This window comes from Pseudocitrobacter sp. 2023LY-00077, from assembly GCF_055796175.1.
The window spans coordinates 1-26,291 of record NZ_JBSPEI010000014.1 but is presented as its reverse complement, the minus strand read 5'-3'; the positions used below and the strand labels follow the sequence as shown (position 1 = coordinate 26,291).

The following is a 26,291-nucleotide window of genomic DNA, read 5'->3' as shown; positions in this document are numbered from 1 at the left end:
GGTCAAAATCATAAAAAAAGCCAGCCTGGAAACCAGACTGGCTTTTTGACTTTTCAAGCCGGTGTTACATCGCTTTCTTGGTCAGCTCGATAACGCGCAGCTGCGCGATCGCTTTGGCCAGTTCCGCAGACGCCTGAGCGTAATCCACGTCGCCGTGAGAGCTCTTGATGTGCTCTTCCGCTTTGCGTTTCGCTTCCAGGGCTCGCGCTTCGTCGAGATCCTGGCCACGAATGGCGGTATCAGCCAGAACGGTCGTGCTACCAGGCTGCACTTCAAGAATGCCGCCAGACAGGTAGATAAACTCTTCATGACCGTGCTGTTTCACGATGCGGATCATACCAGGCTTAATGGCGGTGAGCAGCGGGGCGTGACCCGGGTAAATACCCAGTTCACCTTCGCTACCCGTTACCTGGATTTTCTCGACCAGACCAGAGAACATTTGTTGCTCTGCGCTGACGACGTCCAGGTGGTAAGTCATTGCCATATCACCCTCCGATTAAGGCGTTAAAGTTTTTTGGCTTTTTCCACGGCTTCGTCGATGGAACCGACCATGTAGAACGCCTGCTCTGGCAGGTGATCGTATTCGCCGTCCATGATGCCTTTAAAGCCACGGATGGTGTCTTTCAGGGAAACGTATTTACCCGGAGAACCGGTGAATACTTCCGCTACGAAGAACGGCTGGGACAGGAAGCGCTGAATTTTACGTGCGCGTGCTACCACCAGTTTATCTTCTTCAGACAGTTCATCCATACCCAGGATGGCGATGATGTCTTTCAGTTCCTGATAACGCTGCAGGATGGACTGAACGCCACGCGCAGTGTCGTAGTGTTCCTGACCAACAACCAGCGGGTCCAGCTGACGGCTGGTGGAGTCCAGCGGGTCAACGGCCGGGTAGATACCCAGAGACGCGATCTGACGGCTCAGTACCACGGTTGCGTCTAAGTGCGCAAAGGTGGTTGCTGGGGATGGGTCAGTCAAGTCATCCGCAGGTACGTATACCGCCTGTACGGAGGTGATAGAACCGGTTTTGGTGGAGGTGATACGTTCCTGAAGAACACCCATCTCTTCCGCCAGGGTCGGCTGATAACCTACCGCTGAAGGCATACGACCCAGCAGTGCGGATACTTCCGTACCGGCCAGGGTATAACGATAGATGTTATCGACGAACAGCAGTACGTCACGGCCTTCGTCACGGAATTTCTCAGCCATGGTCAGGCCGGTCAGTGCAACGCGCAGACGGTTTCCCGGCGGCTCGTTCATCTGGCCATACACCAGGGATACTTTATCGATAACGTTGGATTCGGTCATTTCGTGGTAGAAGTCGTTACCCTCACGAGTACGTTCACCTACGCCCGCAAACACAGAGTAACCGGAGTGCTCGATCGCGATGTTACGGATCAGCTCCATCATGTTTACGGTTTTACCTACACCCGCACCACCGAACAGACCGACTTTACCGCCCTTAGCGAACGGACACATCAGGTCGATTACTTTGATACCGGTTTCCAGCAGTTCCTGAGAGTTTGACAGCTCTTCATAGGACGGTGCTGCGCGGTGGATAGCCCAACGCTCTTCTTCACCGATGTCGCCTTTCATGTCAACCGGTTGACCCAGTACGTTCATGATACGACCCAGTGTTGCTTTACCTACCGGGACTTCGATCGGGTGCTCGAGGTCTTTTACATCCAGACCACGGCGCAGGCCGTCAGAAGAACCCATTGCGATGGTACGCACGATACCGCCGCCGAGCTGCTGCTGAACTTCCAGCACCAGCACTTCATTACCATTCTGTACCTCAAGAGCTTCGTACACGCGCGGTACGGCATCCTGAGGGAATTCGACGTCAACTACGGCGCCGATTACCTGGACAATTTTTCCAGTAGCCATCTTGAATCCTCTACGAATTAACCTGGTTATACCGCGGATGCACCACCGACGATCTCGGTGAGTTCCTGAGTAATGCTGGCCTGACGAGCTTTGTTGTATACCAACTGCAGCTCTTTGATCAGGCTGCCGCCATTGTCGGTCGCGGCTTTCATCGCCACCATACGTGCGGCCTGCTCGCTGGCCAGGTTTTCTACAACACCTTGATAAACCTGAGACTCTACGTAGCGGCGCAGGAGGGTATCCAGCAGCGCTTTCGGATCGGGTTCATACAGGTAATCCCAGGATTTACGCTTCAGATCCTCATCTTCTGACGCAGGCAGCGGCAGCAGCTGAGTGATGGTAGGAACCTGAGACATGGTGTTGATAAATTTGTTGTTTACAATATAAAGCTTGTCCAGACGGCCTTCATCGTAAGCCTGCAACATCACTTTTACCGGGCCGATCAGTTCGGACAGGGAAGGGTTATCCCCCATGCCAGTGACCTGCGCGACGATGTTGCCGCCAACGGAATTGAAGAAAGAGACGCCTTTAGAGCCGATCATTGCGATATCGCACTGAACGCCTTTATCAGACCAACCTTTCATTTCCGCCAGAATTTTTTTGAACAGGTTAATGTTCAAGCCACCACACAGACCACGGTCTGTCGACACCACCAGGTAGCCCACGCGTTTAACGTCGCGTTCTTCCAGGTAAGGGTGCTTATATTCCAGATTACCGTTTGCAAGGTGACCAATCACTTTGCGCATGGTTTCTGCATAAGGACGGCTGGCCGCCATACGTTCCTGCGATTTACGCATTTTGGAAGCGGCGACCATTTCCATCGCTTTAGTGATCTTCTGCGTGTTCTGGACGCTTGCGATCTTACTACGTATCTCTTTTGCGCCGGCCATGAGCTTCTCCTCAATGCCTTGCGGCCTGCCTTAGGGCAGGCCACCAGACGTTACCAGGATTGGGTTGCTTTGAAGGAATCGAGGATGCCTTTCAGCTTGCCTTCGATTTCGTCGTTATAGCCACCGGACTGGTTGATCTCTTGCATCAGTGGAGCGTGATCACGGTCGACGTAAGCCAGCAGAGCGGCTTCGAAGCTACCGATTTTCGACAATTCAACATCTGCCAGGTAACCACGTTCTGCTGCGAACAGAACCAGAGACTGCTGCGCGACAGACATCGGCGCATACTGTTTCTGTTTCAGCAGTTCGGTCACTTTCTGACCGTGGTCAAGCTGCTTACGGGTTGCATCGTCAAGGTCGGATGCAAACTGAGAGAACGCCGCCAGTTCACGATACTGTGCCAGTGCGGTACGGATACCACCGGACAGTTTTTTCATGATCTTGGTCTGCGCTGCACCACCTACACGGGATACGGAGATACCCGGGTTAACCGCAGGACGAATACCGGCGTTAAACAGGTTGGTTTCCAGGAAGATCTGACCATCGGTAATGGAGATTACGTTAGTCGGAACGAACGCAGAAACGTCACCCGCCTGGGTTTCGATAATCGGCAGAGCGGTCAGAGAACCGGTTTTCCCTTTCACTTCACCTTTGGTGAAGGCTTCAACGTATTCGGCGTTAACACGCGCAGCACGCTCCAGCAGACGGGAGTGGAGATAGAATACGTCGCCCGGGAATGCTTCACGTCCTGGCGGACGACGGAGCAGCAGGGAGATCTGACGGTATGCGACAGCCTGTTTAGACAGGTCATCATAAATGATCAGCGCATCTTCACCACGGTCACGGAAGTATTCACCCATTGCGCAACCGGCATACGGCGCCAGGTATTGCAGTGCAGCGGATTCAGACGCGGTTGCCACAACAACGATGGTGTTAGCCAGCGCGCCGTGTTCTTCCAGTTTACGTACCACGTTAGAAATGGTGGACGCTTTCTGGCCGATAGCAACGTAGACACATTTGATGCCGGAATCACGCTGGTTGATGATGGCATCGATTGCCAGCGCGGTTTTACCGGTCTGACGGTCACCGATGATCAGTTCACGCTGACCACGACCGATTGGGATCATGGCATCAACGGACTTATAACCAGTCTGAACAGGCTGATCAACGGACTGACGTTCGATAACGCCCGGCGCGATAGCTTCAACAGCGGAGAAGCCGTCGTTATCCAGCGCACCTTTACCGTCGATTGGCGCACCCAGGGTGTTAACCACACGACCCAGCAGGCCACGGCCAACCGGAACTTCCAGGATACGACCCGTACACTTAACTTTCATGCCTTCGGCAAGGTCAGCATACGGACCCATCACAACTGCACCAACGGAGTCGCGCTCCAGGTTCAGTGCGATAGCGTAACGGTTACCCGGCAGGGAGATCATTTCACCCTGCATACAATCGGCCAGGCCGTGGATGCGGATAACACCGTCACTTACAGAAACAATAGTACCTTCGTTGTGAGCTTCACTCACAACACTGAACTGAGCAATGCGCTGCTTGATCAGTTCGCTGATTTCGGTGGAATTCAGTTGCATGCTCCAGTCCCCTTAAGACTGCAAGACGTCTGCAAGGCGTTCAAGACGGCCGCGTACGCTGCCATCAATGACCATATCACCCGAACGGATGATAATGCCTGCCATTACAGACTTATCGATATTGCAATTCAGCTTCACTTTGCGTGACAGACGTTTTTCCATCGCTGTGCTGATTTTCGCAAGCTGTTCTTCACTCAGTGCTGTCGCGGAAGTCACTTCGACTTCTGCAATCGCCTCGCTGGCGGCACGTAAATGAATAAACTGCTCAAGAACATCCGGGAGCACTCTCAGACGACCATTTTCAGCCATAACCTTAATCAGGTTCTGGCCGTTTTCGTCCAGTTGCTCACCACAGACGGCGATAAACGACTTAGCGAGCGTTTCCGGCGCCATCGCGCCAGACAGAAGCTCTGCCATTTGTTCGTTTTTCGTCACTTCAGCGGTAAACGCCAGCATGTCCTGCCAGCGCTCTACACTGTTGTGTTCGACGGCAAAGTCAAAAGCTGCTTTGGCGTAGGGGCGAGCTACAGTAACAAATTCAGACATCAGCCCCTCCCTCCTTACAGTTCAGCGACAAGTTTGTCCACGATGTCGCTGTTAGCAGCTTCATCCACGGAACGTTCGATGATCTTCTCGGCGCCAGCAACAGCCAGGATAGCAACTTGCTTACGCAGTTCTTCGCGAGCACGTTTACGCTCAGCGTCGATTTCCGCCTGAGCCTGCGCCACGATTTTAGTACGTTCCTGTTCTGCTTCAGCTTTCACTTCGTCCAGGATCTGGGCGCGACGTTTGTTCGCCTGCTCAATGATAACCTGGGCTTCCGCTTTCGCTTTTTTCAGCTGGTCGGTCGCGTTGGCCTGTGCAAGGTCCAAATCCTTTTTAGCTCGTTCAGCAGAAGCAAGACCGTCAGCAATCTCTTTTTGACGTTTTTCGATGGCAGCCATTAACGGCGGCCATACGTACTTCATGCAGAACAGAACGAACAGGACAAACGCGATGGCCTGGCCGAGGATTGTTGCGTTAAGATTCACAGCACAATGCCTCTTATCTAGTTAACGTTCTGATATTGCTTACTAATTCAAGCAACGCTTACTACGCGACAGCAAACATCACGTACAGACCCAGACCTACAGCGATCATTGGGATAGCATCCACCAGACCCATAACGATAAAGAACTGAGTACGCAGCAGTGGAATCAGATCCGGTTGACGCGCTGCGCCTTCCAGGAATTTGCCCCCGAGGATGCCGATACCGATCGCAGCACCGATTGCCGCCAGACCCATCATCACAGCGGCAGCCATGTACAGCAGATCCATATTCAGGTTTTCCATGACAGTCTCCAGTTTGTTTCAGTTAAAACGTAGTAGTGTTGGTAAATTAATGCTCTTCAGACGCCATCGACAGATAGACGATCGTCAGAACCATGAAGATGAAGGCTTGCAGCGTAATGATCAGGATGTGGAAAATGGCCCACGGCACATTCAGAATCCACTGTGACCACCACGGCAACAGACCAGCAATCAGAATGAAAATCAGCTCACCGGCATACATGTTACCGAACAGTCGCAGACCGAGTGAAATCGGTTTGGACAGCAGGCTGACCCCTTCAAGGATTAAGTTGATAGGAATGAAAGCCCAGTGATTGAACGGCTGCAGCGTCAACTCTTTAGCGAAGCCGCCGATGCCTTTCATTTTGATGCTGTAGAACAGAATCAGGATAAACACGCCCAGTGCCATAGACAGGGTAATGTTCACATCCGCAGACGGAACCACGCGCAGCGCCGGCAGGCCCAGTACATGCTCAGCAATGTACGGCAGCAGGTCGATAGGCAGAAGGTCCATCAGGTTCATCAGGAAGACCCAGACGAAAACCGTCAGAGCCAGAGGAGCGATGAGCTTGCTTTTGCCATGGTACATGTCTTTGACACTGCCATGAACGAAGCCGATTACCAGCTCAATCGCGGTCTGAAATTTGCCTGGTACGCCGCTGGTTGCTCGTTTAGCAACGCTACGGAACATAAGCAGGAACAACAGACCCAGCACCACCGAGAAGAACATGGAGTCAATATTGAGCGTCCAGAAGGTGGCTGGGGGGTTATGCGGATCTACCAGCGAGAATGTACGCAGGTCCAGCTGAAGGTTATTCAGGTGGTGACCTATGTAATCCTGCGGCGTCATATTTTCAGAAGCCATGATGCCTTTTACCCTTTGTTGTTAATTACAGCGGGTGCCAGTATCTGAACCACCAGCACCAAAATCCATGTCACGATTAGCGGCAAGAACACCGCCTTCAAAACTGCCAACGCCACGATCAGCAACACCAGCATCGCCAACACCTTGAACGCTTCGCCAAACGCGAATGTCCAGGCGACTCGGCCTTTAGCCGGTGTATGTACCTGGTGGCGCCAGGCAAAAATCATAAACAACATGTTAGGCAGGAATACTGCCATACCTCCGCACGCGGAGGAAATGCCCCAAAAGGGGTCTTTGAGGCTGAACAGCAGTCCACTTGCTATTACTGCCAGGAGCTGAATGAACAGAAGCTTACGAGCAACGTTTCGACTCACGAGCGACAATGACATCACGTTATTACTCCTGCTCCCTTTGAGGTATGCCGCGTGTCGTATAAAACGTTCTTTAAGGCTCGGAGTCAAGCATCAAAAAGCGGTCAAATTATACGGTGACGCCTCGTGATTTCAAACAATAAGTAGCAAAAAGGTGAATAAATGTTTAAATATTTTTCCTCACCTCTATTTTCGCGATTTTTGTGAAAGTGTGAACGATCGAACAAAAGTGCAAATACCGCGAAAACGCTGACTACAAAGCGTGCTCCAGATCACATAATAAACATTTTTGATGATGTTCGATTGAGATTAGCCTCAATTCATAACTTGCCAGTGTTTTGATCTTAAAGGCAATTAGAGACAACTCTTTTCAAAAATGACACACACACCGTAAAAACAGCTTATTGACATTTATAATAAAAATTTAACATTCAATTTTCATTCAGCGAATCGACTGCTAGTAGACTGATATTTTCCACGTTGACTATTTTTATTGTTAACAAAAAGAGCCACGTTAAATGCCAGATACAGTCTAGTTAAAATGTCGTTAAATGTAACTGAATGTTCCATCGTTTTTGTCGCTTCTTTTTAACAAAATCGAGGTCGGTTTTTTCCGATATTTTTTGATAAAAGTTAACTTTTGTTTGTTCTAATTGTCACCAGATGGCGTTCGCCTTCCAGGTGCGGAACACGGAGTTCAACGATATTTTCTACGGAAAATTCAGTCGGTAACTGGCTGATTTCATCGTCAGGCCTCTGCCCTTTCAGCGCATAGAAGCGGCCATTTTCCGCTGGTAAGTGCTTACACCAGGTCACCATGTCCGTCAGAGAAGCAAACGCACGGCTGATGACGCCGTCAAACGGCGGCTCTGCGGGGAACTCTTCCACCCGGCTTTGCACCGGCGCGATGTTCTCCAGTTTCAGCTCATGCTGCACCTGACGCAGGAAGCGTACACGCTTACCCAGGCTGTCGAGCAACGTAAAATGCGATTCAGGACGCACGATCGAAAGCGGGATACCCGGCAATCCAGGGCCCGTACCGACATCGATAAACCGTTGCCCCTGCAAATGCGGCGCAACCACGATGCTGTCCAGAATATGTCGAATTAACATCTCGTTAGGATCGCGTACGGACGTCAGGTTGTACGCTTTGTTCCATTTGTTCAGCATATCGACATAGGCCACCAGCTGATTTTTCTGGTGATCGGTGAGCGAAATGCCTGCTTCATCCAGCAGACGAGAGAGTTTGTTAATCACGAAAGTTACCTGTTGGGGATAATTTGCCGGATGTTAGCTTTATCCGGCTTACGAATTTGTAGGGCGGCTCGCGAAACGCCGCCGCCCAAAACCGTTATTACGCGCTGCGGCGCAGCATACCTTGTTTTTTCAGCCAAACCAGCAAAATTGAGATCGCGGCAGGAGTAATCCCGGAAATACGTGACGCCTGGCCAATTGAAACCGGTTTATGATCGTTCAGCTTGGCGATCACTTCGTTGGAGAGACCGTTAACCTGACGATAATCGAGCGTCGCAGGCAGGAGCGTATTTTCGTTACGCTGCTGTTTTTCAATCTCATCCTGCTGACGCGCGATATAACCTTCGTATTTCACCTGAATCTCAACCTGTTCAGCGGCCTGAGCATCGCCCAGCGCAGGCGCGAATGGCGTCAGCGCGGTCAGCTGTTCGTAGGTCATTTCCGGGCGACGCAGCAGATCTTCTCCGCTGGCTTCACGTGACAGCGGCGCACTCAGGTGAGTATTCACTTCGCCCGCAGACTCAGAGGATGGCGACACCCAGGTGGATTTCAGACGCTGACGTTCACGTTCGATATTTTCCAGCTTCTCGTTGAAGCGCGCCCAACGCACGTCATCAACCAGACCCAGCTCACGGCCCGCTTCGGTCAGACGCAGATCGGCATTGTCTTCGCGCAGCATCAGGCGATATTCCGCACGTGAGGTAAACATGCGGTACGGTTCTTTGGTACCCAGCGTGCAGAGATCGTCGACCAGTACACCCAGGTAGGCCTGATCGCGACGCGGCGCCCAGCCCTCTTTCTCCGCAGAGAATCGAGCGGCGTTCAGACCGGCAAGCAGGCCTTGTGCAGCGGCTTCTTCGTAACCGGTGGTGCCGTTGATCTGTCCCGCAAAGAACAGACCATGAATGTATTTGCTTTCCAGCGTCGGTTTCAGGTCGCGAGGATCGAAGAAATCGTACTCGATAGCATAGCCTGGACGGACGATCTTCGCGTTTTCCATCCCCTGCATAGAGCGGACGATTTGCATCTGCACATCGAATGGCAGGCTGGTGGAGATACCGTTCGGGTAAATTTCGTTGGAGGTCAGCCCTTCCGGCTCCAGGAAAATCTGGTGCTGGTTTCGGTCGGCAAAGCGCATCACTTTGTCTTCGATAGACGGGCAGTAACGTGGGCCAATCCCTTCAATCACGCCAGCATACATTGGGCTGCGGTCGAGGTTATTGCGGATCACGTCATGGGTTTTCTCGTTGGTATGCGTGACATAGCACGGTACCTGACGCGGATGCTGGGACGCATCGCCGAGGAACGAGAAAACGGGCATTGGGTTATCGCCATGCTGTTGCGCCAGCACGCTGAAGTCGATAGTGCGCGCGTCGATACGCGGCGGGGTGCCGGTTTTCAGACGGCTCACGCGCAGCGGCAGTTCACGCAGACGACGAGAGAGCGGAATGGACGGCGGATCGCCAGCACGGCCACCGCTGTAGTTATCCAGCCCGATATGAATTTTGCCGTCGAGGAAAGTTCCGACGGTCAGCACGACTGCTTTCGCACGGAATTTCAGTCCCATCTGGGTGACAGCGCCAACAACGCGATCGTTTTCCACAATCAGATCTTCAACTGCCTGCTGGAAGATCATCAGGTTGGGTTGGTTCTCAAGCGCAGTACGCACGGCCTGGCGATAGAGCACGCGATCCGCCTGAGCACGAGTGGCGCGTACCGCCGGCCCTTTGCTCGCGTTTAGTATCCTAAACTGGATACCTGCATGGTCGATCGCGGTGGCCATCAGGCCGCCAAGTGCATCCACTTCTTTTACCAGGTGTCCTTTCCCAATGCCGCCAATCGCCGGGTTGCAGCTCATCTGCCCCAGAGTGTCGATATTGTGTGTCAAAAGCAGGGTCTGCTGACCCATTCGCGCTGCGGCCATCGCGGCCTCAGTGCCTGCATGACCCCCGCCAATGATGATGACGTCAAAAGGATCCTGATAAAACATGGTGGTCTGCCTCGCATAAAGCGGTTTGATGATGGATTGAAGCCCGGGCGTGGATTCTACTCAACTTTAGTCGATGGAGAAAGCGTCTGGATCTTTGCTATTTAAAAGAAGATCTTTTTATTTAGAGATCTGTTCTATTGTGATCTCTTATTAGGATCGCCAGTTTCTGTGGATAAGTGCGATCCGGTATTTAAGATCAAAAGCTTAAGAAGGATCACTGTCTGTGAATGATCGGTGATCCTGTTCCGTATAAGCTGGGATCAAAACGGGGAGTTATACACAACTCAAAAACTAACCAAGAGTTGTTCTTTGGATAACTACCGGTTGATCCAAGGTTTTAACCAGGGTTATCCACAGAATAAAGTTGGATCTTTACAAATCTCTGAGCCGATCGGCCCATGATCCGACCCAAATTTCCGCAGGATCTTCAGGAATGTCATGTTCAAGGACATTGATCTTGAGCGTTTCACCAATCTGTTTCGCGCCGCAGGCGGTCAATTCGGTGTCGATTTTATCGATGGCACCGCAAAAAGTGTCGTATTCACGACTGCCAATACCGATAGAACCGAAACGAACCTGAGAGAGGTCGGGTTTCTGCTCGCGGAGATCGTTATAAAAAGGCAGCAGATTGTCAGGAATATCACCGGCACCGTGCGTGGAGCTGATAACCAGCCAGATCCCCGACGCAGAGAGATCCTCTAATAAAGGACCATGAAGCGTTTCGGTCGAAAAACCCGCGTCTTCCAGCTTTTCAGCCAGGTGTTCCGCCACATACTCGGCGCTGCCAAGTGTGCTTCCGCTGATGAGTGTGATATCTGCCATAACCGCCACCTTTATTAAGAGTGGCGTATTGTACGCTGTGAACGGTCTGGGATCTACCTGTGGAAAAGTGCGGGATTAAAAAAGCCGATCACGGCTTGATGGTACGCATGATCGGGTTCTGCAGGACGATCAGTGTTTCGGTGGACTGAATTTCATCAATTGTTTGGATCTTGTTGATAAGTACGTGCTGCAACGCGTCTATCGACCGGCACATCACTTTAATAAAGATACTGTAATGGCCGGTGGTGTAGTATGCCTCGGTCACTTCATCCAGGCTTTCCAGCCGCGCCAGCGCTGACGGATAGTCTTTTGCACTCTTCAATATAATGCCGATAAAGCAGCCGACATCGTATCCGAGCTGTTTTGGGCTGACATCGACGCGCGCGCCGGTAATGATGCCCGCCTGTTTCATTTTTTCGACGCGAACGTGAATGGTGCCAGGGCTGACGCCGAACTGTTTGGCTAATTCGGCGTAAGCGGTGCGGGCATTCGCCATTAAGGCGTCGAGGATGCCGCGGTCCAGATTGTCGATCTGATAATTTTCCATAGCTTTTTCTTATGAAGAATGATGATTCTTTCTATTTTAGCGCCTGTTTTTAACGAATCAAAAGTGAAGTCGCCTTTTTATCTGTTGATTATTGAATATGACCCGCATTCTGTTGCTTAATCATAACCAACAGGACGCAGGAGTAATAAAAAATGAAAACCGCTTACATCGCAAAACAACGCCAGATTAGTTTCGTAAAATCCTTTTTCTCTCGCCAGTTAGAAGAAAAGTTGGGCCTGATTGAAGTCCAGGCACCGCTGCTGAGCCGCGTAGGGGATGGGACGCAGGACAACCTTTCTGGTTGCGAAAAAGCGGTACAGGTAAAAGTGAAAGCCCTGCCAGAGGCCCAGTTTGAAGTGGTGCACTCTCTGGCTAAGTGGAAACGTCAAACCCTGGGACAGCACGACTTCAGCGCGGGGGAAGGGCTCTACACGCACATGAAAGCCCTTCGCCCCGATGAAGACCGCCTTTCGCCGATCCACTCCGTTTACGTTGACCAGTGGGACTGGGAACGCGTGATGGGTGATGGCGAGCGTCATCTCGGTACTCTGGAAAGTACCGTGAAGGCGATTTGGGCGGGGATCAAAGCAACAGAAGAAGCAGTAAGCAAAGAGTTTGGTCTGGCACCGTTCCTGCCAGAACAGATCCACTTTGTGCACAGCCAGACGCTGTTAAGCCGTTATCCGGATCTCGATGCGAAAGGTCGTGAACGCGCCATTGCCAAAGAACTGGGTGCCGTCTTCCTGATTGGGATCGGTGGCAAACTCTCTGATGGTCAACGCCACGACGTCCGTGCGCCGGATTATGATGACTGGAGCACGCAGGCGGAATCTGGTCTGGCGGGTCTGAACGGCGATATCCTGGTGTGGAACCCGATTCTGGAAGATGCGTTTGAGCTCTCTTCGATGGGGATCCGCGTTGATGCCAACGCGCTGCAACACCAGTTACAGCTGACCGGCGACGAAGAGCGCCTGCAGCTGGAATGGCATCAGGCGCTGCTGCGCGGTGAAATGCCGCAGACTATCGGCGGCGGGATTGGCCAGTCGCGTCTGACCATGCTGCTGCTGCAACTCTCCCACATCGGGCAGGTTCAATGCGGCGTATGGCCGGCGCAGGTACGTGAAGGCGTCTCTTCCCTGCTGTAAGATTAACGCCGCCAGCGTCTGAGCAGGCGGCTACGCAACCCGGTATCGAAGCGCCAGATGTGGTCAAAGATGCGCATGATGCCGGGCTTGCCATGCGCAGACATCGCCACCGCGTGAAAACGGTGCTGATGTTTTCGCTGTAACTCCCCTACCTTATTCACCACCTCATCCGGCAGCCGCTGGGCAATAAAGTCTGAAATCACCACCGCGTCGGCATCCTGCCAGGCGGGATTTTCCAGCCGTTCGATGATGGCGCGAAAACAGCTCGCCATGTCGGTACCGCCGCGAAAACGCTGACTCAGGAAACGGATCGCCTGTTCGATCCCCTGCGGACCAGTCAGCTCGTAGCGCACCACTTCGCTGGAAAACAGCATAATGAAGCAGCGACGGTTGTCCGCCAGCGCGACGCGCATCATCGCAAGGCAAAAGGCTTTCGCGCACTGCTCGTTAAAGCCGCCCATTGAGCCTGAAGTATCTACGCAGACGATAAACGGCCCGCGCGGCTGTTCGTCTACATCCTGGTGTACCACCGGGCGTTCGGTGACTTTCTCATGCCACGCGTCGCCGTGCAGACGGTAGGTGAGAAGCTGTTTCTCCACCAGCCGCCGATAAAATTCATATTCCAGCTCGGTAATGCCGAGCGTGGCCAGTTCCGGTGGCAGCAGGCGCAGGATGTCATCGCTTTGCTGAATGCCGTCGACCTGCTCCGGCACCGTTGACGGTTCGCGCACCAGGGTGCGGAAGGTTTCCATTGGCGCATCTTTTTTGGGCACCGATTTCGCTTCGCGCGAACGCCCAAGCTGATCCGCCAGCTGCATCAGTTCCGGCTGCTGACTGAGGAAATCGCCATACTTCACGATCAACTGATAATCACCGCGCTTAAGCTGCCCGGCGCTCATGTCCCACAGACGACCGGCGGCGTTTTCGTTCTCGACCAGCACCGGTTCCAGTTGGCCGCTCAGGGTCATTCGCTCCTGAACCTCGCTCAGCAGCTGTTCCCGTTCACCTTCCAGTAACTGCTGGTTGAGCGATGTCGCCTGCACCACCAGGCTTAGCCGCCAGCGTTGCAGGAACAGCGTATGCAGCGCCGGGGTAAAGGTGGGATTATGCGCCGCCAGCTGTTGTGCCTGTTCGGCGTACGGTGAGCGCACCTTTTTCAGCAGCGCCAGGATCTGCGGCAACTGCGCATTGATTTGCGGCGTGGAGAAGGTCTGGCACTGCTGATAGCAGAGCACTTCTTCTTCCAGCTCCGGCGGCACATGCGTACCTTTAAGCGTGCTTTTCAGGTTTTCACGCCAGCGGGGCAGATCTTCCGTAATAGCGCTTTTCAGGCGCGGGAATTTCTTAAAGAATGCCGATAGCTGTGGTGACGCCAGCAGGGCGATGATCGTCTCTTCGATCAATCCCTCTTCGCTGACCGCCAGCATCACGTTGAGCGTATCGATCGTCAGCATTGCTGTGCCTGTTTGATCTGCGCCGCGACATCCTGCAGGCTGGCTTCGATCTGCGCCAGCCAGTCGCTATGAATGAACAGGCATTTCTGCTGATCGTTGAAGCTGAGATGCTGCCGATGCCACTCTTCCGCCAGTTCGTCGAGCTGCTGTTTGATTTCGGCAGGCATGTTCTGCTGGCTTTCGGTTCCCGGCAGCGCCAGGCGTGAGCCCTGCAAACTGATATCACGCACTACCAGATGCTGCGCGTTATCAACCTCCATATTCAACGTCAGCGCAAAACCGATGCCGTTGAGTTTGCCGCGAATTTCACCGCCTTTCTCCAGCCAGTGCGCCAGCACCTGACGCTCGAAGGTGATGTGAATAACGTCGATATCGTGCAATTTAAGCGGTTTTTGCAGCAGCAACGTGACCGTTGGGCCCTGAACTTCCGCCGGAAGTTCATAGTGCGGTTTACGGCTGAACATACCGCCCAGACGCGTCACTTTGAGCGCGGTTTTATCGCTTTCCTGCTGCTGAAGCTGCAAGCGATGCTGAGTAATGGCGCTCAGGCGATTCAGCATCGATTGCTGTTGCCAGGCGTGCCCGGTCATCAATATTTCGAGCTGTTGCTGCATCAAATTGCGGCTTTGCGCGTCGTGCCACAGGCACTCTTTAAGCAGAATAAGATCGATAGGCGCAATGGCATCGCGCCCGCTGAAGAATGCGCAGGCCTGTAGCAGACGAATCGCTTTCTTCCAGCGACGGTCAGAGACATAGGGCGCATTGGGCAGCGTATCGAGCTGCTGGCGCAGGGTGAAGATCAGTTCAAAAACCGTATCCGGCAGCTTGATAGCGGCGATGTCTTTCTGCCACTGGAAGAACTCTTCATCCGTGACCTGAAGCACCGATGATACCGGGTTTTCGTTCTCATCCTGCTGGCTCACCAGCATGGAACGGAAGTTGCCTTTCTCCTGCACCCTGTCGAGCCACAGACGAATCAGCATACGGTCATACAGCGCTTCAAGGCTGCTTTCTGCTTCCGGCAGTTCGTTCGATGCGGCCACCAGCAGGCGCATCGGGATTTTCTCGACCGTCGCGCCGTTGCGGAAATGACGTTCGTTAATGGCGGTCAGCAGGGTGTTCAGAATCGCCGGGCCAGCTTTCCAGATCTCATCAAGAAAAACGATTTCCGCTTCCGGTAAATAGCCTGCGGTCAGACGCTCATAGCGCCCTTCATCTTTTAACGCCTGGATGGACAGCGGGCCAAAGACTTCTTCCGGCGTGGAGAAGCGGGTCATCAGATATTCGAAAGCGCGCGCGTGTTGAAAAGCGAACTTAATGCGCCGCGCAATCAGGCTCTTGGCGATACCTGGCGGGCCAAGCAAAAACACGCTCTCGCCGCTGAGCGCTGCCAGCAGGCACAGGCGGATAGCGTGACTGCGTTCATACAGCCCTTTCTCAAGCGCGCTACTCAGGCGCGAAATTCTTTCTGCTAATAAATGTGATTGGGCCATAATTGAGTTGCATCCTTTCGCCGAACATACGGCTAACTGAGCGAGTATAGACGTTTCATGGACGAGGATAATAGGCTGAAGAAGCGCTTCATTTTCTTTGCGCCAGGTTAATATGAATTCACATAAGGGTACGATTTTGCGATTAATCGTGCATACTGTGCGCTTTTCGTGGGCCAAGGGACCAGGCACTCATTTGTTTTACAAACGAAAGACTAGTCTATGAGCACTGATAAGAAGCAATCTTTGTCGGCGATAACCCTCGCTGCCATTGGGGTGGTATACGGCGATATCGGCACCAGCCCTCTTTATACTCTTCGAGAATGTTTGTCCGGGCAGTTTGGTTTTGGCGTTGAACGTGACGCGGTTTTTGGCTTTCTGTCATTAATCTTCTGGCTGCTGATCTTTGTTGTCTCCATTAAGTATCTGACCTTCGTCATGCGCGCGGATAACGCCGGTGAGGGGGGGATCCTGACGCTAATGTCTTTGGCGGGGCGCAACACGTCGGCAAAAACCACCTCCTTCCTGGTTATCATTGGATTGATCGGCGGCAGCTTCTTCTATGGGGAAGTGGTCATCACGCCGGCGATATCGGTGATGTCAGCCATTGAAGGCCTGGAAATTGTCGCACCACAGCTTGATAGCTGGATAGTACCGCTCTCAATCCTGGTGCTGACGCTGCTGTTTATGATTCAGAAGCACGGTACCGGCATGGTGGGCAAACTCTTCGCCCCGATTATGCTGGCATGGTTCCTGATTCTGGCGGTGCTTGGCGTGCGCAGCATTATCGGTAACCCGGAAGTCCTTCAGGCGCTGAATCCAATGTGGGCGGTGCACTTCTTCCTTGAATATAAGATGGTGTCGTTTGTGGCGCTGGGGGCGGTTGTCCTCTCCATCACCGGGGTAGAAGCGCTGTATGCGGATATGGGCCACTTCGGTAAATTCCCGATTCGTTTGGCCTGGTTCTCGGTGGTGCTGCCGTCTTTGACGCTGAACTACTTCGGTCAGGGCGCGCTGCTTTTGAAGCATCCGGAAGCGATTAAGAACCCGTTCTTCCTGCTCGCGCCGGAATGGGCGCTGATCCCGCTGCTGATTCTGGCGGCGCTGGCGACGGTTATCGCCTCGCAGGCGGTTATTTCCGGCGTCTTCTCACTGACTCGCCAGGCGGTGCGTCTGGGTTATCTCTCGCCGATGCGCATTATTCACACCTCTGAAATGGAGTCCGGGCAGATTTACATCCCGTTCATCAACTGGCTGCTCTATTTCTCGGTGGTTATCGTCATTATCAACTTCGAGCACTCCAGTAATCTGGCGGCAGCTTACGGTATCGCGGTAACGGGTACGATGGTGCTGACCTCAATTCTGTCGACCACCGTGGCGCGTAAAAACTGGCACTGGAACAAGTTCCTGGTGGCGTTCATTCTGGTCGCCTTCCTGTGCATCGATATTCCGCTGTTCTCGGCGAACCTCGATAAAATCGTCTCCGGTGGCTGGCTGCCGCTGAGCCTCGGTACGGTGATGTTTATCGTGATGACGACCTGGAAAAGCGAACGCTTCCGTCTGCTGCGTCGTATGCATGAGCACGGTAACTCTCTGGAAGCGATGATCGCGTCGCTGGAGAAATCACCGCCGGTTCGCGTACCGGGCACCGCGGTGTATATGTCGCGCGCGCTGAACGTGATTCCGTTTGCTATGATGCACAACCTCAAGCACAACAAGGTGCTGCATGAGCGGGTGATCTTACTGACGCTGCGCACGGAAGATGCGCCTTACGTCCACAACGTGCGTCGTGTGCAGATTGAACAGCTTTCGCCAACCTTCTGGCGGGTGGTGGCCAGCTACGGCTGGCGTGAAACGCCGAACGTGGAAGAGGTGTTCCATCGCTGTGGTCTGGAAGGTTTAAGCTGCCGAATGATGGAAACGTCGTTCTTTATGTCGCATGAGTCGCTGATTGTTGGCAAACGCCCATGGTATTTACGCCTGCGCGGTAAGCTCTATTTGCTGCTGCAACGTAACGCCCTGCGCGCGCCGGATCAGTTCGAAATCCCGCCGAACCGGGTTATCGAGCTGGGCACCCAGGTCGAGATTTAAAGTCTATCAACACGCCGGGAAGGTTTATCACCTCCCGGCGTTTCTCTTTCTACTCTTCGCTTTTTACGTCGCGAGCGAAACGTTTCGACGACGATCACAATTCTGTTACGCCATGTTGGTTTTCTGCTCACTCTTAAGATTAAACTTACATCAGCGAAACGTTTCGCTAGTGGAGCAAGAAAATGAAGAAAGGCACGGTACTTAATTCTGAGATCTCATCGGTCATCTCCCGCCTGGGGCATACCGATACGCTGGTGGTGTGTGATGCGGGTTTACCCATCCCACGCAGTACAACGCGTATCGATATGGCATTAACTCAGGGCGTTCCCACCTTTATGCAGGTGCTGGACGTAGTGACCCGTGAAATGCAGGTTGAGGCCGCCATTCTCGCCTCGGAGATTAAACAACATAATCCGCAACTCCACGAAACGTTGCTCAAATTCATCGGGCAACTGCAACAACACCAGGGAAATACCATAGAAATTCGTTACACCACCCATGAGCAGTTTAAAAAACAAACCGCAGACAGTCAGGCGGTGATTCGCAGCGGGGAGTGTTCCCCGTATGCGAACATTATTCTCTGTGCTGGCGTCACCTTCTGAGGCCAACATGGACGCATTACTGCAATTAAAAGGTATCGATAAATCCTTCCCGGGGGTGAAAGCCCTCTCTGGCGCGGCGTTAAATGTTTATGCGGGCCGCGTGATGGCGCTGGTTGGCGAAAACGGCGCCGGCAAATCCACGATGATGAAAGTGCTGACCGGTATCTACTCTCGCGATGCCGGTTCGCTGTTATGGCTGGGCAAAGAAACCACCTTTAGCGGGCCGAAATCGTCGCAGGAAGCCGGGATTGGCATCATTCACCAGGAACTGAACCTGATCCCGCAGCTCACCATTGCGGAAAACATCTTCCTCGGCCGCGAGTTTGTGAATCGCTTTGGCAAAATCGACTGGAAGAAGATGTACGCCGAAGCGAACGTGCTGCTGGCGAAACTCAACCTGCGCTTTAAAAGCGACAGGCTGGTGGGCGAACTCTCCATCGGCGATCAGCAGATGGTGGAAATTGCCAAGGTGCTGAGCTTTGAGTCGAAAGTCATCGTGATGGATGAACCGACCGATGCGTTGACTGATACCGAAACCGAATCCCTCTTCCGTGTTATCCGCGAGCTGAAATCGCAGGGGCGCGGCATTGTCTATATCTCCCACCGCATGAAAGAAATCTTCGAGATTTGCGATGACGTGACCGTATTCCGCGATGGGCAGTTTATCGCTGAGCGGGAAGTTTCCTCGCTAACGGAAGATTCACTGATCGAAATGATGGTAGGGCGCAAGCTCGAAGATCAATACCCACGCCTCGATAAAGCGCCGGGTGAGATCCGCCTGAAGGTCGATAACCTGTGCGGATCGGGCGTTGAAAACGTCTCCTTTACGCTGCGCAAAGGCGAAATTCTTGGCGTGGCGGGCCTGATGGGCGCAGGGCGTACGGAACTGATGAAAGTGCTGTACGGCGCGCTGCCGCGCAGCAGCGGCTATGTCACCCTCGACGGCCACGAAGTGGTGGCGCGTTCCCCGCAGGATGGCCTGGCGAACGGCATTGTCTATATCTCTGAAGACCGTAAACGGGACGGCTTAGTGCTCGGCATGTCGGTGAAAGAGAATATGTCGCTGACGGCGCTGCGCTATTTCAGCCACGCGGGCGGCAGCCTGAAGCATAAAGATGAGCAGCAGGCGGTCAGCGATTTTATCCGTCTGTTTAACGTCAAAACGCCATCAATGGAACAGGCTATCGGCCTGCTCTCCGGCGGTAATCAACAGAAAGTCGCCATCGCGCGTGGCCTGATGACGCGCCCGAAAGTGCTGATTCTCGACGAACCCACGCGTGGCGTAGACGTTGGCGCAAAAAAAGAGATTTATCAGCTGATCAACCAGTTCAAGGCTGACGGCCTGAGCATCATTCTGGTCTCCTCCGAGATGCCGGAAGTACTGGGGATGAGCGATCGCATTATTGTGATGCATGAAGGGCATCTCGGCGGTGAATTCACACGCGAGCAGGCCACCCAGGAAGTATTAATGGCTGCCGCTGTGGGCAAGCTTAACCGTGTGAATCAGGAGTAAAGAAGATGACAAACCAGGCTGTCGCTGGTCGCCGCTATTTCACCAAAGCATGGCTGCTGGAGCAAAAATCGCTGATCGCTTTGCTGGTGCTGATTGCCATCGTCTCGACCATGAGTCCCAACTTTTTTACCGTCAATAACCTGTTCAACATCCTGCAACAGACCTCCGTTAACGCCATTATGGCGGTGGGGATGACGCTGGTGATTTTGACCTCGGGGATCGACCTGTCCGTCGGTTCTCTGCTGGCGCTCACCGGCGCGGTCGCTGCCTCGATTGTCGGCCTTGAAGTCAATGCGCTGGTGGCGGTGGCTGCCGCGCTGGTGCTGGGCGGCGCTATTGGCGCGGTGACCGGGGTGATTGTGGCGAAAGGCCGCGTGCAGGCGTTTATCGCCACGCTGGTGATGATGCTACTGCTGCGCGGGGTGACCATGGTGTACACCAACGGCAGCCCGGTGAATACCGGTTTTACCGATAACGCCGATCTGTTCGGCTGGTTCGGGATTGGCCGCCCGCTCGGCATCCCGACGCCGGTGTGGATCATGGCGATTGTCTTCCTCGCGGCCTGGTACATGCTGCACCACACGCGTCTTGGCCGCTATATCTATGCGCTGGGCGGTAACGAAGCGGCAACACGCCTTTCCGGTATCAGCGTCAATAAAATCAAAATTATCGTCTACGCTTTGTGCGGCCTGCTGGCGTCGCTGGCGGGTGTTATCGAAGTGGCGCGTCTCTCTTCTGCGCAGCCGACGGCGGGCACCGGCTACGAGCTGGATGCTATCGCGGCGGTTGTGCTGGGCGGCACCAGTCTTGCGGGCGGTAAAGGTCGCATTGTTGGGACGCTGATCGGCGCGCTGATCCTCGGTTTCCTGAATAATGGTTTGAATTTGCTGGGTGTTTCTTCCTATTACCAGATGATCGTTAAAGCAGTGGTGATTTTGCTGGCGGTGCTGGTAGACAACAAAAAGCAGTAACTCACGACTCTACAGGACATCTTAACTATGAATATGAAAAAACTGGCAACCCTGGTTTCTGCTGTTGCGCTGAGCGCCACTGTGAGCGCAAACGCGATGGCGAAAGACACCATCGCGTTGGTCATCTCTACCCTGAATAACCCGTTCTTCGTGTCCCTGAAAGATGGCGCGCAGAAAGAAGCCGACAAACTGGGTTACAACCTGGTGGTACTGGATTCGCAGAACAACCCGGCGAAAGAGCTGGCGAACGTGCAGGACCTGACCGTGCGCGGCGCGAAAATTCTGCTGGTCAACCCAACGGATTCCGACGCAGTGGGTAACGCCATCAAAATGGCTAACCAGTCTAAAATTCCGGTAATCACCCTCGACCGCGTAGCGTCGAAAGGCGAAGTGGTCAGCCATATCGCGTCTGATAACGTGCTGGGCGGAAAAATCGCCGGTGATTACATTGCGAAAAAAGCCGGTGAAGGCGCGAAGGTGATTGAATTACAAGGTATCGCCGGAACCTCTGCTGCACGTGAGCGTGGTGAAGGTTTCCAGCAGGCTGTGGCAGCGCACAAATTTAATGTGCTGGCGAGCCAACCGGCTGATTTCGACCGCACTAAGGGCCTGAACGTCATGCAGAACCTGCTGACTGCGCACCCGGATGTGCAGGCGGTATTTGCTCAGAACGATGAAATGGCGCTGGGTGCACTGCGTGCGCTGCAAACCGCAGGTAAATCCGATGTGATGGTTGTCGGGTTTGACGGCACGCCAGATGGCGAAAAAGCAGTAAATGATGGCAAACTGTCGGCGACTATTGCTCAGTTGCCAGAGCAGATCGGCGCGAAAGGCGTTGAAACTGCGGATAAGGTCCTGAAAGGTGAGAAAGTTCAGGCTAAATATCCGGTTGACCTGAAACTGGTCATTAAGCAATAAGTCACTATCAGGCCACAAAAGGCTTGAGGGACAACCTATAAAGAAAAGCAGGGCACGCGCCACCCGGCAACGGGTGGCGCACTTATCGGACACGCTGAAATGAAAACCGCAGGCAAACTCGTCGTTCTTGGCAGCATCAATGCCGATCACATCCTTAACCTCGAATCCTTCCCGACGCCGGGTGAAACCGTCACCGGTAACCAGTACCAGGTCGCTTTTGGTGGCAAAGGCGCAAACCAGGCGGTGGCCGCAGGGCGCAGCGGCGCGGATATCGCGTTTATCGCCTGTACGGGTGACGATGATACTGGCGAGCGCGTGCGTCAACAGCTGGCGAACGATCGTATCGACGTGGCGCCGGTGAGCGTGATTCCGGGGGAATCAACCGGCGTGGCGCTGATTTTCGTTAACGGCGAAGGCGAAAACGTCATTGGTATTCATGCGGGCGCCAATGCGGCGCTGTCGCCTGCATTGGTTGAGGCGCAGAAAACGCGTATTGCACAGGCGGATGCGCTGCTGATGCAGCTGGAATCACCGCTGGAAAGCGTCCTGCTGGCGGCTAAAATTGCCCATCAGCACCAGACACAGGTGATTTTAAACCCGGCTCCGGCACGTGAACTGTCTGACGAATTACTGGCGCTGGTGGACATCATCACGCCGAATGAAACGGAAGCTGAGAAGCTAACCGGCATCCGCGTAGAAAACGATGACGATGCGGCGAAAGCGGCGCAGGCGTTGCACGCCAAAGGCATCGATACCGTTATCATCACCCTGGGTAGCCGTGGCGTGTGGACAAGTGTGAAGGGCGAAGGTCAGCGCGTGGCGGGCTTTAAAGTGCAGGCCATTGATACCATCGCCGCCGGAGATACTTTTAACGGCGCGCTGATCACCGCACTGCTGGAAGATAAACCGCTGAACGAGGCGATTCGGTTTGCGCACGCGGCGGCGGCCATTGCCGTCACCCGTAAAGGCGCGCAGCCTTCCGTTCCCTGGCGTGAAGAGATCGACGAATTTCTGAATCAGCAGAGGTAATGTTTGGCTACCATGAAAGATGTCGCTCGCGTGGCGGGCGTTTCAACCTCTACCGTTTCTCACGTCATCAATAAAGACCGCTACGTCAGTGAAGCGATCACTGAAAAAGTCGATGCGGCCATCAAAAGCCTGAACTACGCGCCATCTGCGATAGCGCGTAGCCTCAAACTAAATCAAACCCGCACTATCGGCATGCTGATCACCGCCAGTACCAATCCATTCTATTCGGAGCTGGTGCGCGGCGTGGAGCGAAGCTGTTTTGAACGCGGCTACAGTCTGGTGCTGTGTAATACCGAAGGCGACGAGCAGCGGATGAACCGCAACCTGGAGACGCTAATGCAAAAACGCGTTGATGGGTTATTGCTGTTATGCACCGAAACGCACCAGCCGTCGCAGGAGATTATGCAGCGTTATCCGTCCATTCCGACGGTGATGATGGACTGGGCGCCGTTTGATGGCGATAGCGATCTGATTCAGGATAACTCTTTGCTGGGCGGTGACATGGCGACGCGCTATCTCATCGAACAGGGCCACACCCGCATCGCCTGTATCGCCGGGCCGCTGGATAAAACGCCTGCACGTATGCGTCTGGAAGGATATCACTCAGCTATGCAGCATGCGGAGCTTCCTGTACCCGACGGGTATGTGATCACCAGTAACTTTGAATTTGGCGGTGGTTTTGATGCCATGCAGCAGTTGCTGGCGCTGCCGGAATTACCGCAGGCGGTATTTGTCGGCAATGACGCGATGGCGGTAGGGGCGTATCAGGCGCTTTATCAGGCCGGATTGCGCATTCCGCAGGATATGGCGGTGATTGGTTATGATGATATTGAACTGGCACGCTACATGACGCCACCGCTCACGACCATTCATCAGCCCAAAGATGAACTGGGCGAACTGGCGATTGATGTGTTAATCCACCGTATGGCACAGCCCGGACAAAAACAGCAGCGTGTGCAGTTGACGCCCGAGCTGGTGGTTCGCGGCTCAGTTTAAGTTTTGTGCCGCTCCTTAATCAGGTTGCGGCCATCTTTCGGCTTCAGCAGCATAAACATGAATGCTGACACTACCGTTATCCCGCCCATCGTAATAAAGGTGTAGTGGAATTGTTCGATGGTGTTTGAGCCTTCCATTCCCTGGTACACCCTTAACACGGCGGCGCTGATCGCCACCCCTAAACTGATTGAGAGCTGTTGGGTGACGGCCAGCATACTGTTGCCGCTGCTGGCGTTTTCATCCGTCAGATCGGCAAGTGTAATGGTATTCATCGACGTAAACTGCGTCGACATCGCCATCCCGAGCACAAACAGCGGCAGGATCAACATCCAAATCGGCATTGAGGGTGATTGCAGCGAGAACTGCGCAATCATCACGCCAATAAACAGCGTAATACCCACCAGTGTTTTCCGATAACCGAGCCAGCGCAGTACCTGCGTAACCGTCGATTTTGCCAGAATAGACCCAAGCGCGGTCGGCGCCATCATGCAACCGGCTATCAACGCCGGATAGCCAAAGCCGACCTGCAACATCAGTGGCATCAGGAACGGCACGCAGCCAGTGCCCAAACGCGTGGCCAGATTGCCGGCAATGCCGACGGAAAAAGTGCGCGTCTTAAAGAGTGACAGAGAGATAAGCGGCGTCGGATGACGGCGGGCGTGGCGAATATAAGCCAGCAACAGCAGAATACTGATGCCAATAATCGCGAAAGCTATCCAGCTTGCCACAATACGTTCGCCGAACAGCTCCATCCCGCTGGAGAACAGCACCAGGCTCAGGCCGAACAGCAGGAAGCCGGACATATCAAAGCTGCGCTTCGGCGTGGTGAAGTTGGGCATGTATTTGCGGGCATAGAAGAGACCCGTAATTCCAATCGGAATATTGATAAGGAAAATCCAATGCCAACTGGCCCACGTGACCAGCACGCCGCCGAGTACCGGACCGAGTATCGGCCCCACCAGTCCCGGCATGGTGACGAAGTTAAGCACCGGCAGCAGTTCGCTGCGTGGGTACGCGCGCAGTAGCGCCAGACGCGCGACGGGCATCATCATTGCCCCGCCGATACCCTGAATGACGCGGAAGATAACCAGCTCTAATAATGATGTTGAGAGGGCGCAGGCTAACGAACCCAGCGTGAAAAGCGTCACGGCAATCATAAAGATGCGACGAGTACCGAAGCGGTCGGCTAACCAGCCGCTAACCGGGATCAGCATGGCTACCGTCAGGGTGTAACTGATAATGGCGGACTGCATAGCAAGCGGTGAACGGTTAAGGCTGTGCGCGATGGCGGGGAGCGCGGTATTAAGGATTGTCGCATCCAGGGCCTGCATGAAAAATGCCATGGCGGCTATCCACGGCAACCCGGCCATACTCCGCGCTTTTTTCTTTATCATGCGATGCTTTTATACTCCAGGTCGAATATGCGGAGCGCTTAATAGCGCCTGGCAGGCAATAAACGCTTTTTGGCTATCGCTTTCCTGAATAGCGTTAACAATTGCCTGATGCTTTTCCAGTTCGATCACTTCATCCTGAGTAATCGAGGTAAAGTAAGTGTGATAGACCGAATGGAAAAGTTTAGCGAAGGATATCAGGAATGGGTTGGCCGTCATTTCATAGATATGCTCGTGCCAGGCGGTATCTACATCAATCCAGCGTTGGCGATCGAAATTCTTTTTCAGAATCGCCATCTCCTTCATTAGTGTATTGAGTTCTGCTTTTTGCTCTGCGGTGCCTAATACGGCGGCCAGTAAGCAGGCCTGCGGTTCGAGGCTGTGGCGGAGCACCAGAAAGTGTTTCATCACTTCCTGGAAATTATCTTCCGTCAGCCACCATGAAAGCAGCTCGGTATCGAGAAAGTTCCAGTGTGATTGCGGCATGACACGAGTGCCAATACGCGGGCGCGGCAGAAGCATCCCTTTCGCGGAAAGGGTTTTGACCGCTTCACGAACGGCGGTACGGCTCACGCCGAAGATCTCACCTAATTCCATTTCGCCCGGCAGAATACTTTCCGGAGGATATTCACCTTTAAGGATTTTCTGAGCTAACTTCTCCGCTAATACCCACGAGATGTTTTTTTGAGCTGCTAATTGCTGTGCGCTTAAAGACATAAAAGGTGTCCTGTATCTTGTTATTGGTTCTAGTATGCCATTCACCGACAAAAATCGGCTGCAAAAACGCCAAAGAGTGCATTTTATGGCGTATTAGCATGCATATTGGTGAAAAAAAGCACGAACTGTAATTTTTTTTAAATAACCTCTTGTCTGTCTGAAATAACTCCCTATAATGCGCCTCCACTGACACGGAACAACGGCCTCTAAGCCGCCGGGTTAGCAGGCTTCCTTCGGGAACGTCGCCAGAGAAAAGCGAAAATAAGCGCTTGACTCTGAAGGAGGAAAGCGTAATATGCGCACCTCGCAACGGTGAGCTTCACGCCGCGTTGCACTGCTCTTTAACAATTTATCAGACAATCTGTGTGGGCACTCAATGATACGGATTCTTAACGTCGCAAGACGATAAATGAATACCAAGTCTCTG

The 26,291-nt window shown here is 53.5% G+C and carries 25 protein-coding genes; 8 read left to right on the top strand and 17 right to left on the bottom strand.

The features are described 5' to 3' along the window. Window positions 1-64 precede the first annotated feature (64 nt). From ACWWFX_RS17700 to asnC, 13 genes are all read right to left on the bottom strand, one after another. Complete coding sequence (locus ACWWFX_RS17700) at window positions 65-484, bottom strand: F0F1 ATP synthase subunit epsilon (RefSeq protein ID WP_015966597.1); 420 nt, start codon at window positions 482-484, stop codon at window positions 65-67. Window positions 485-504: 20 nt separating this feature from the next. After that, on the bottom strand, window positions 505-1,887 hold the full coding sequence (gene atpD / locus ACWWFX_RS17695) for a F0F1 ATP synthase subunit beta (protein WP_015966596.1): 1,383 nt from the start codon (window positions 1,885-1,887) through the stop codon (window positions 505-507). A gap of 26 nt (window positions 1,888-1,913) precedes the next feature. Beyond that, the gene (gene atpG / locus ACWWFX_RS17690; RefSeq protein WP_015966595.1) at window positions 1,914-2,777 is read right to left on the bottom strand and encodes a F0F1 ATP synthase subunit gamma; all 864 of its coding nucleotides are present in this window, start codon (window positions 2,775-2,777) and stop codon (window positions 1,914-1,916) included. Window positions 2,778-2,827: 50 nt separating this feature from the next. Then, entirely contained in the window at window positions 2,828-4,369 is a 1,542-nt protein-coding gene (gene atpA, locus ACWWFX_RS17685; protein ID WP_015966594.1) for a F0F1 ATP synthase subunit alpha, read from the bottom strand. Window positions 4,370-4,381: 12 nt separating this feature from the next. Beyond that, window positions 4,382-4,915 (bottom strand): F0F1 ATP synthase subunit delta, encoded by a 534-nt coding sequence (gene atpH, locus ACWWFX_RS17680; RefSeq protein ID WP_276222762.1) that lies wholly within the window; start codon window positions 4,913-4,915, stop codon window positions 4,382-4,384. Between the two features lie 14 nt (window positions 4,916-4,929). Further along, window positions 4,930-5,400 carry a F0F1 ATP synthase subunit B gene (gene atpF / locus ACWWFX_RS17675; protein ID WP_015966592.1) on the bottom strand — a complete coding sequence of 157 codons (471 nt, stop codon included), beginning with the start codon at window positions 5,398-5,400 and terminating at the stop codon, window positions 4,930-4,932. 61 nt (window positions 5,401-5,461) lie between these two features. Continuing rightward, window positions 5,462-5,701, bottom strand: coding sequence for a F0F1 ATP synthase subunit C (gene atpE, locus ACWWFX_RS17670; protein WP_000429386.1), 240 nt, complete (start codon window positions 5,699-5,701; stop codon window positions 5,462-5,464). A gap of 46 nt (window positions 5,702-5,747) precedes the next feature. Continuing rightward, on the bottom strand, window positions 5,748-6,563 hold the full coding sequence (gene atpB / locus ACWWFX_RS17665) for a F0F1 ATP synthase subunit A (protein WP_276222744.1): 816 nt from the start codon (window positions 6,561-6,563) through the stop codon (window positions 5,748-5,750). A gap of 8 nt (window positions 6,564-6,571) precedes the next feature. Beyond that, complete coding sequence (gene atpI, locus ACWWFX_RS17660) at window positions 6,572-6,952, bottom strand: F0F1 ATP synthase subunit I (RefSeq protein WP_015966590.1); 381 nt, start codon at window positions 6,950-6,952, stop codon at window positions 6,572-6,574. A 615-nt stretch (window positions 6,953-7,567) separates the two neighbouring features. Then, the gene (gene rsmG, locus ACWWFX_RS17655; protein ID WP_276222741.1) at window positions 7,568-8,191 is read right to left on the bottom strand and encodes a 16S rRNA (guanine(527)-N(7))-methyltransferase RsmG; all 624 of its coding nucleotides are present in this window, start codon (window positions 8,189-8,191) and stop codon (window positions 7,568-7,570) included. A gap of 97 nt (window positions 8,192-8,288) precedes the next feature. Beyond that, window positions 8,289-10,178 (bottom strand): tRNA uridine-5-carboxymethylaminomethyl(34) synthesis enzyme MnmG, encoded by a 1,890-nt coding sequence (gene mnmG / locus ACWWFX_RS17650; protein WP_456146779.1) that lies wholly within the window; start codon window positions 10,176-10,178, stop codon window positions 8,289-8,291. A gap of 372 nt (window positions 10,179-10,550) precedes the next feature. Then, the gene (gene mioC / locus ACWWFX_RS17645; protein WP_149463815.1) at window positions 10,551-11,000 is read right to left on the bottom strand and encodes an FMN-binding protein MioC; all 450 of its coding nucleotides are present in this window, start codon (window positions 10,998-11,000) and stop codon (window positions 10,551-10,553) included. Between the two features lie 88 nt (window positions 11,001-11,088). Continuing rightward, a complete protein-coding gene (gene asnC / locus ACWWFX_RS17640; RefSeq protein ID WP_015966586.1) occupies window positions 11,089-11,547 on the bottom strand; it encodes a transcriptional regulator AsnC in 459 nt (152 codons plus the stop codon). Window positions 11,548-11,699: 152 nt separating this feature from the next. Between asnC and asnA the strand changes: the two genes are divergently transcribed. Then, window positions 11,700-12,692, top strand: coding sequence for an aspartate--ammonia ligase (gene asnA / locus ACWWFX_RS17635; RefSeq protein ID WP_276222735.1), 993 nt, complete (start codon window positions 11,700-11,702; stop codon window positions 12,690-12,692). 2 nt (window positions 12,693-12,694) lie between these two features. Here the strand turns inward: asnA and viaA are convergent, their stop codons facing one another. Continuing rightward, window positions 12,695-14,146: an ATPase RavA stimulator ViaA gene (gene viaA, locus ACWWFX_RS17630; protein ID WP_456146780.1), complete on the bottom strand. Its 1,452-nt coding sequence runs from the start codon at window positions 14,144-14,146 to the stop codon at window positions 12,695-12,697. Further along, the gene (ravA, locus tag ACWWFX_RS17625; RefSeq protein WP_473224390.1) at window positions 14,140-15,639 is read right to left on the bottom strand and encodes an ATPase RavA; all 1,500 of its coding nucleotides are present in this window, start codon (window positions 15,637-15,639) and stop codon (window positions 14,140-14,142) included. Before ravA ends, viaA begins: the two co-directional genes overlap by 7 nt. Window positions 15,640-15,858: 219 nt before the next feature. Here ravA and kup point away from each other — a divergent pair, with 219 nt between their 5' ends. The 7 genes from kup (at window position 15,859) to rbsR (ending at window position 23,756) form a co-directional block, all read left to right on the top strand. Next, complete coding sequence (gene kup / locus ACWWFX_RS17620) at window positions 15,859-17,727, top strand: low affinity potassium transporter Kup (RefSeq protein WP_276222729.1); 1,869 nt, start codon at window positions 15,859-15,861, stop codon at window positions 17,725-17,727. Between the two features lie 182 nt (window positions 17,728-17,909). Further along, a complete protein-coding gene (rbsD, locus tag ACWWFX_RS17615) occupies window positions 17,910-18,329 on the top strand; it encodes a D-ribose pyranase (protein ID WP_108476235.1) in 420 nt (139 codons plus the stop codon). Window positions 18,330-18,336: 7 nt separating this feature from the next. Further along, window positions 18,337-19,842 carry a ribose ABC transporter ATP-binding protein RbsA gene (gene rbsA / locus ACWWFX_RS17610; RefSeq protein ID WP_015966580.1) on the top strand — a complete coding sequence of 502 codons (1,506 nt, stop codon included), beginning with the start codon at window positions 18,337-18,339 and terminating at the stop codon, window positions 19,840-19,842. Window positions 19,843-19,847: 5 nt separating this feature from the next. Then, window positions 19,848-20,813 carry a ribose ABC transporter permease gene (rbsC, locus tag ACWWFX_RS17605; RefSeq protein ID WP_276222725.1) on the top strand — a complete coding sequence of 322 codons (966 nt, stop codon included), beginning with the start codon at window positions 19,848-19,850 and terminating at the stop codon, window positions 20,811-20,813. Window positions 20,814-20,840: 27 nt separating this feature from the next. Next, entirely contained in the window at window positions 20,841-21,731 is an 891-nt protein-coding gene (gene rbsB, locus ACWWFX_RS17600; protein ID WP_015966578.1) for a ribose ABC transporter substrate-binding protein RbsB, read from the top strand. 99 nt (window positions 21,732-21,830) lie between these two features. Further along, on the top strand, window positions 21,831-22,760 hold the full coding sequence (rbsK, locus tag ACWWFX_RS17595; protein WP_473224389.1) for a ribokinase: 930 nt from the start codon (window positions 21,831-21,833) through the stop codon (window positions 22,758-22,760). A 3-nt stretch (window positions 22,761-22,763) separates the two neighbouring features. After that, a complete protein-coding gene (gene rbsR / locus ACWWFX_RS17590; RefSeq protein WP_473224388.1) occupies window positions 22,764-23,756 on the top strand; it encodes a ribose operon transcriptional repressor RbsR in 993 nt (330 codons plus the stop codon). Here rbsR and mdtD read toward each other — a convergent pair. Next, complete coding sequence (mdtD, locus tag ACWWFX_RS17585) at window positions 23,753-25,150, bottom strand: multidrug transporter subunit MdtD (RefSeq protein ID WP_456146784.1); 1,398 nt, start codon at window positions 25,148-25,150, stop codon at window positions 23,753-23,755. The two genes, rbsR and mdtD, sit on opposite strands and share 4 nt — an antisense overlap. A gap of 9 nt (window positions 25,151-25,159) precedes the next feature. Next, window positions 25,160-25,864 carry a FadR/GntR family transcriptional regulator gene (locus ACWWFX_RS17580; RefSeq protein ID WP_276222716.1) on the bottom strand — a complete coding sequence of 235 codons (705 nt, stop codon included), beginning with the start codon at window positions 25,862-25,864 and terminating at the stop codon, window positions 25,160-25,162. Window positions 25,865-26,291: the final 427 nt, after the last annotated feature.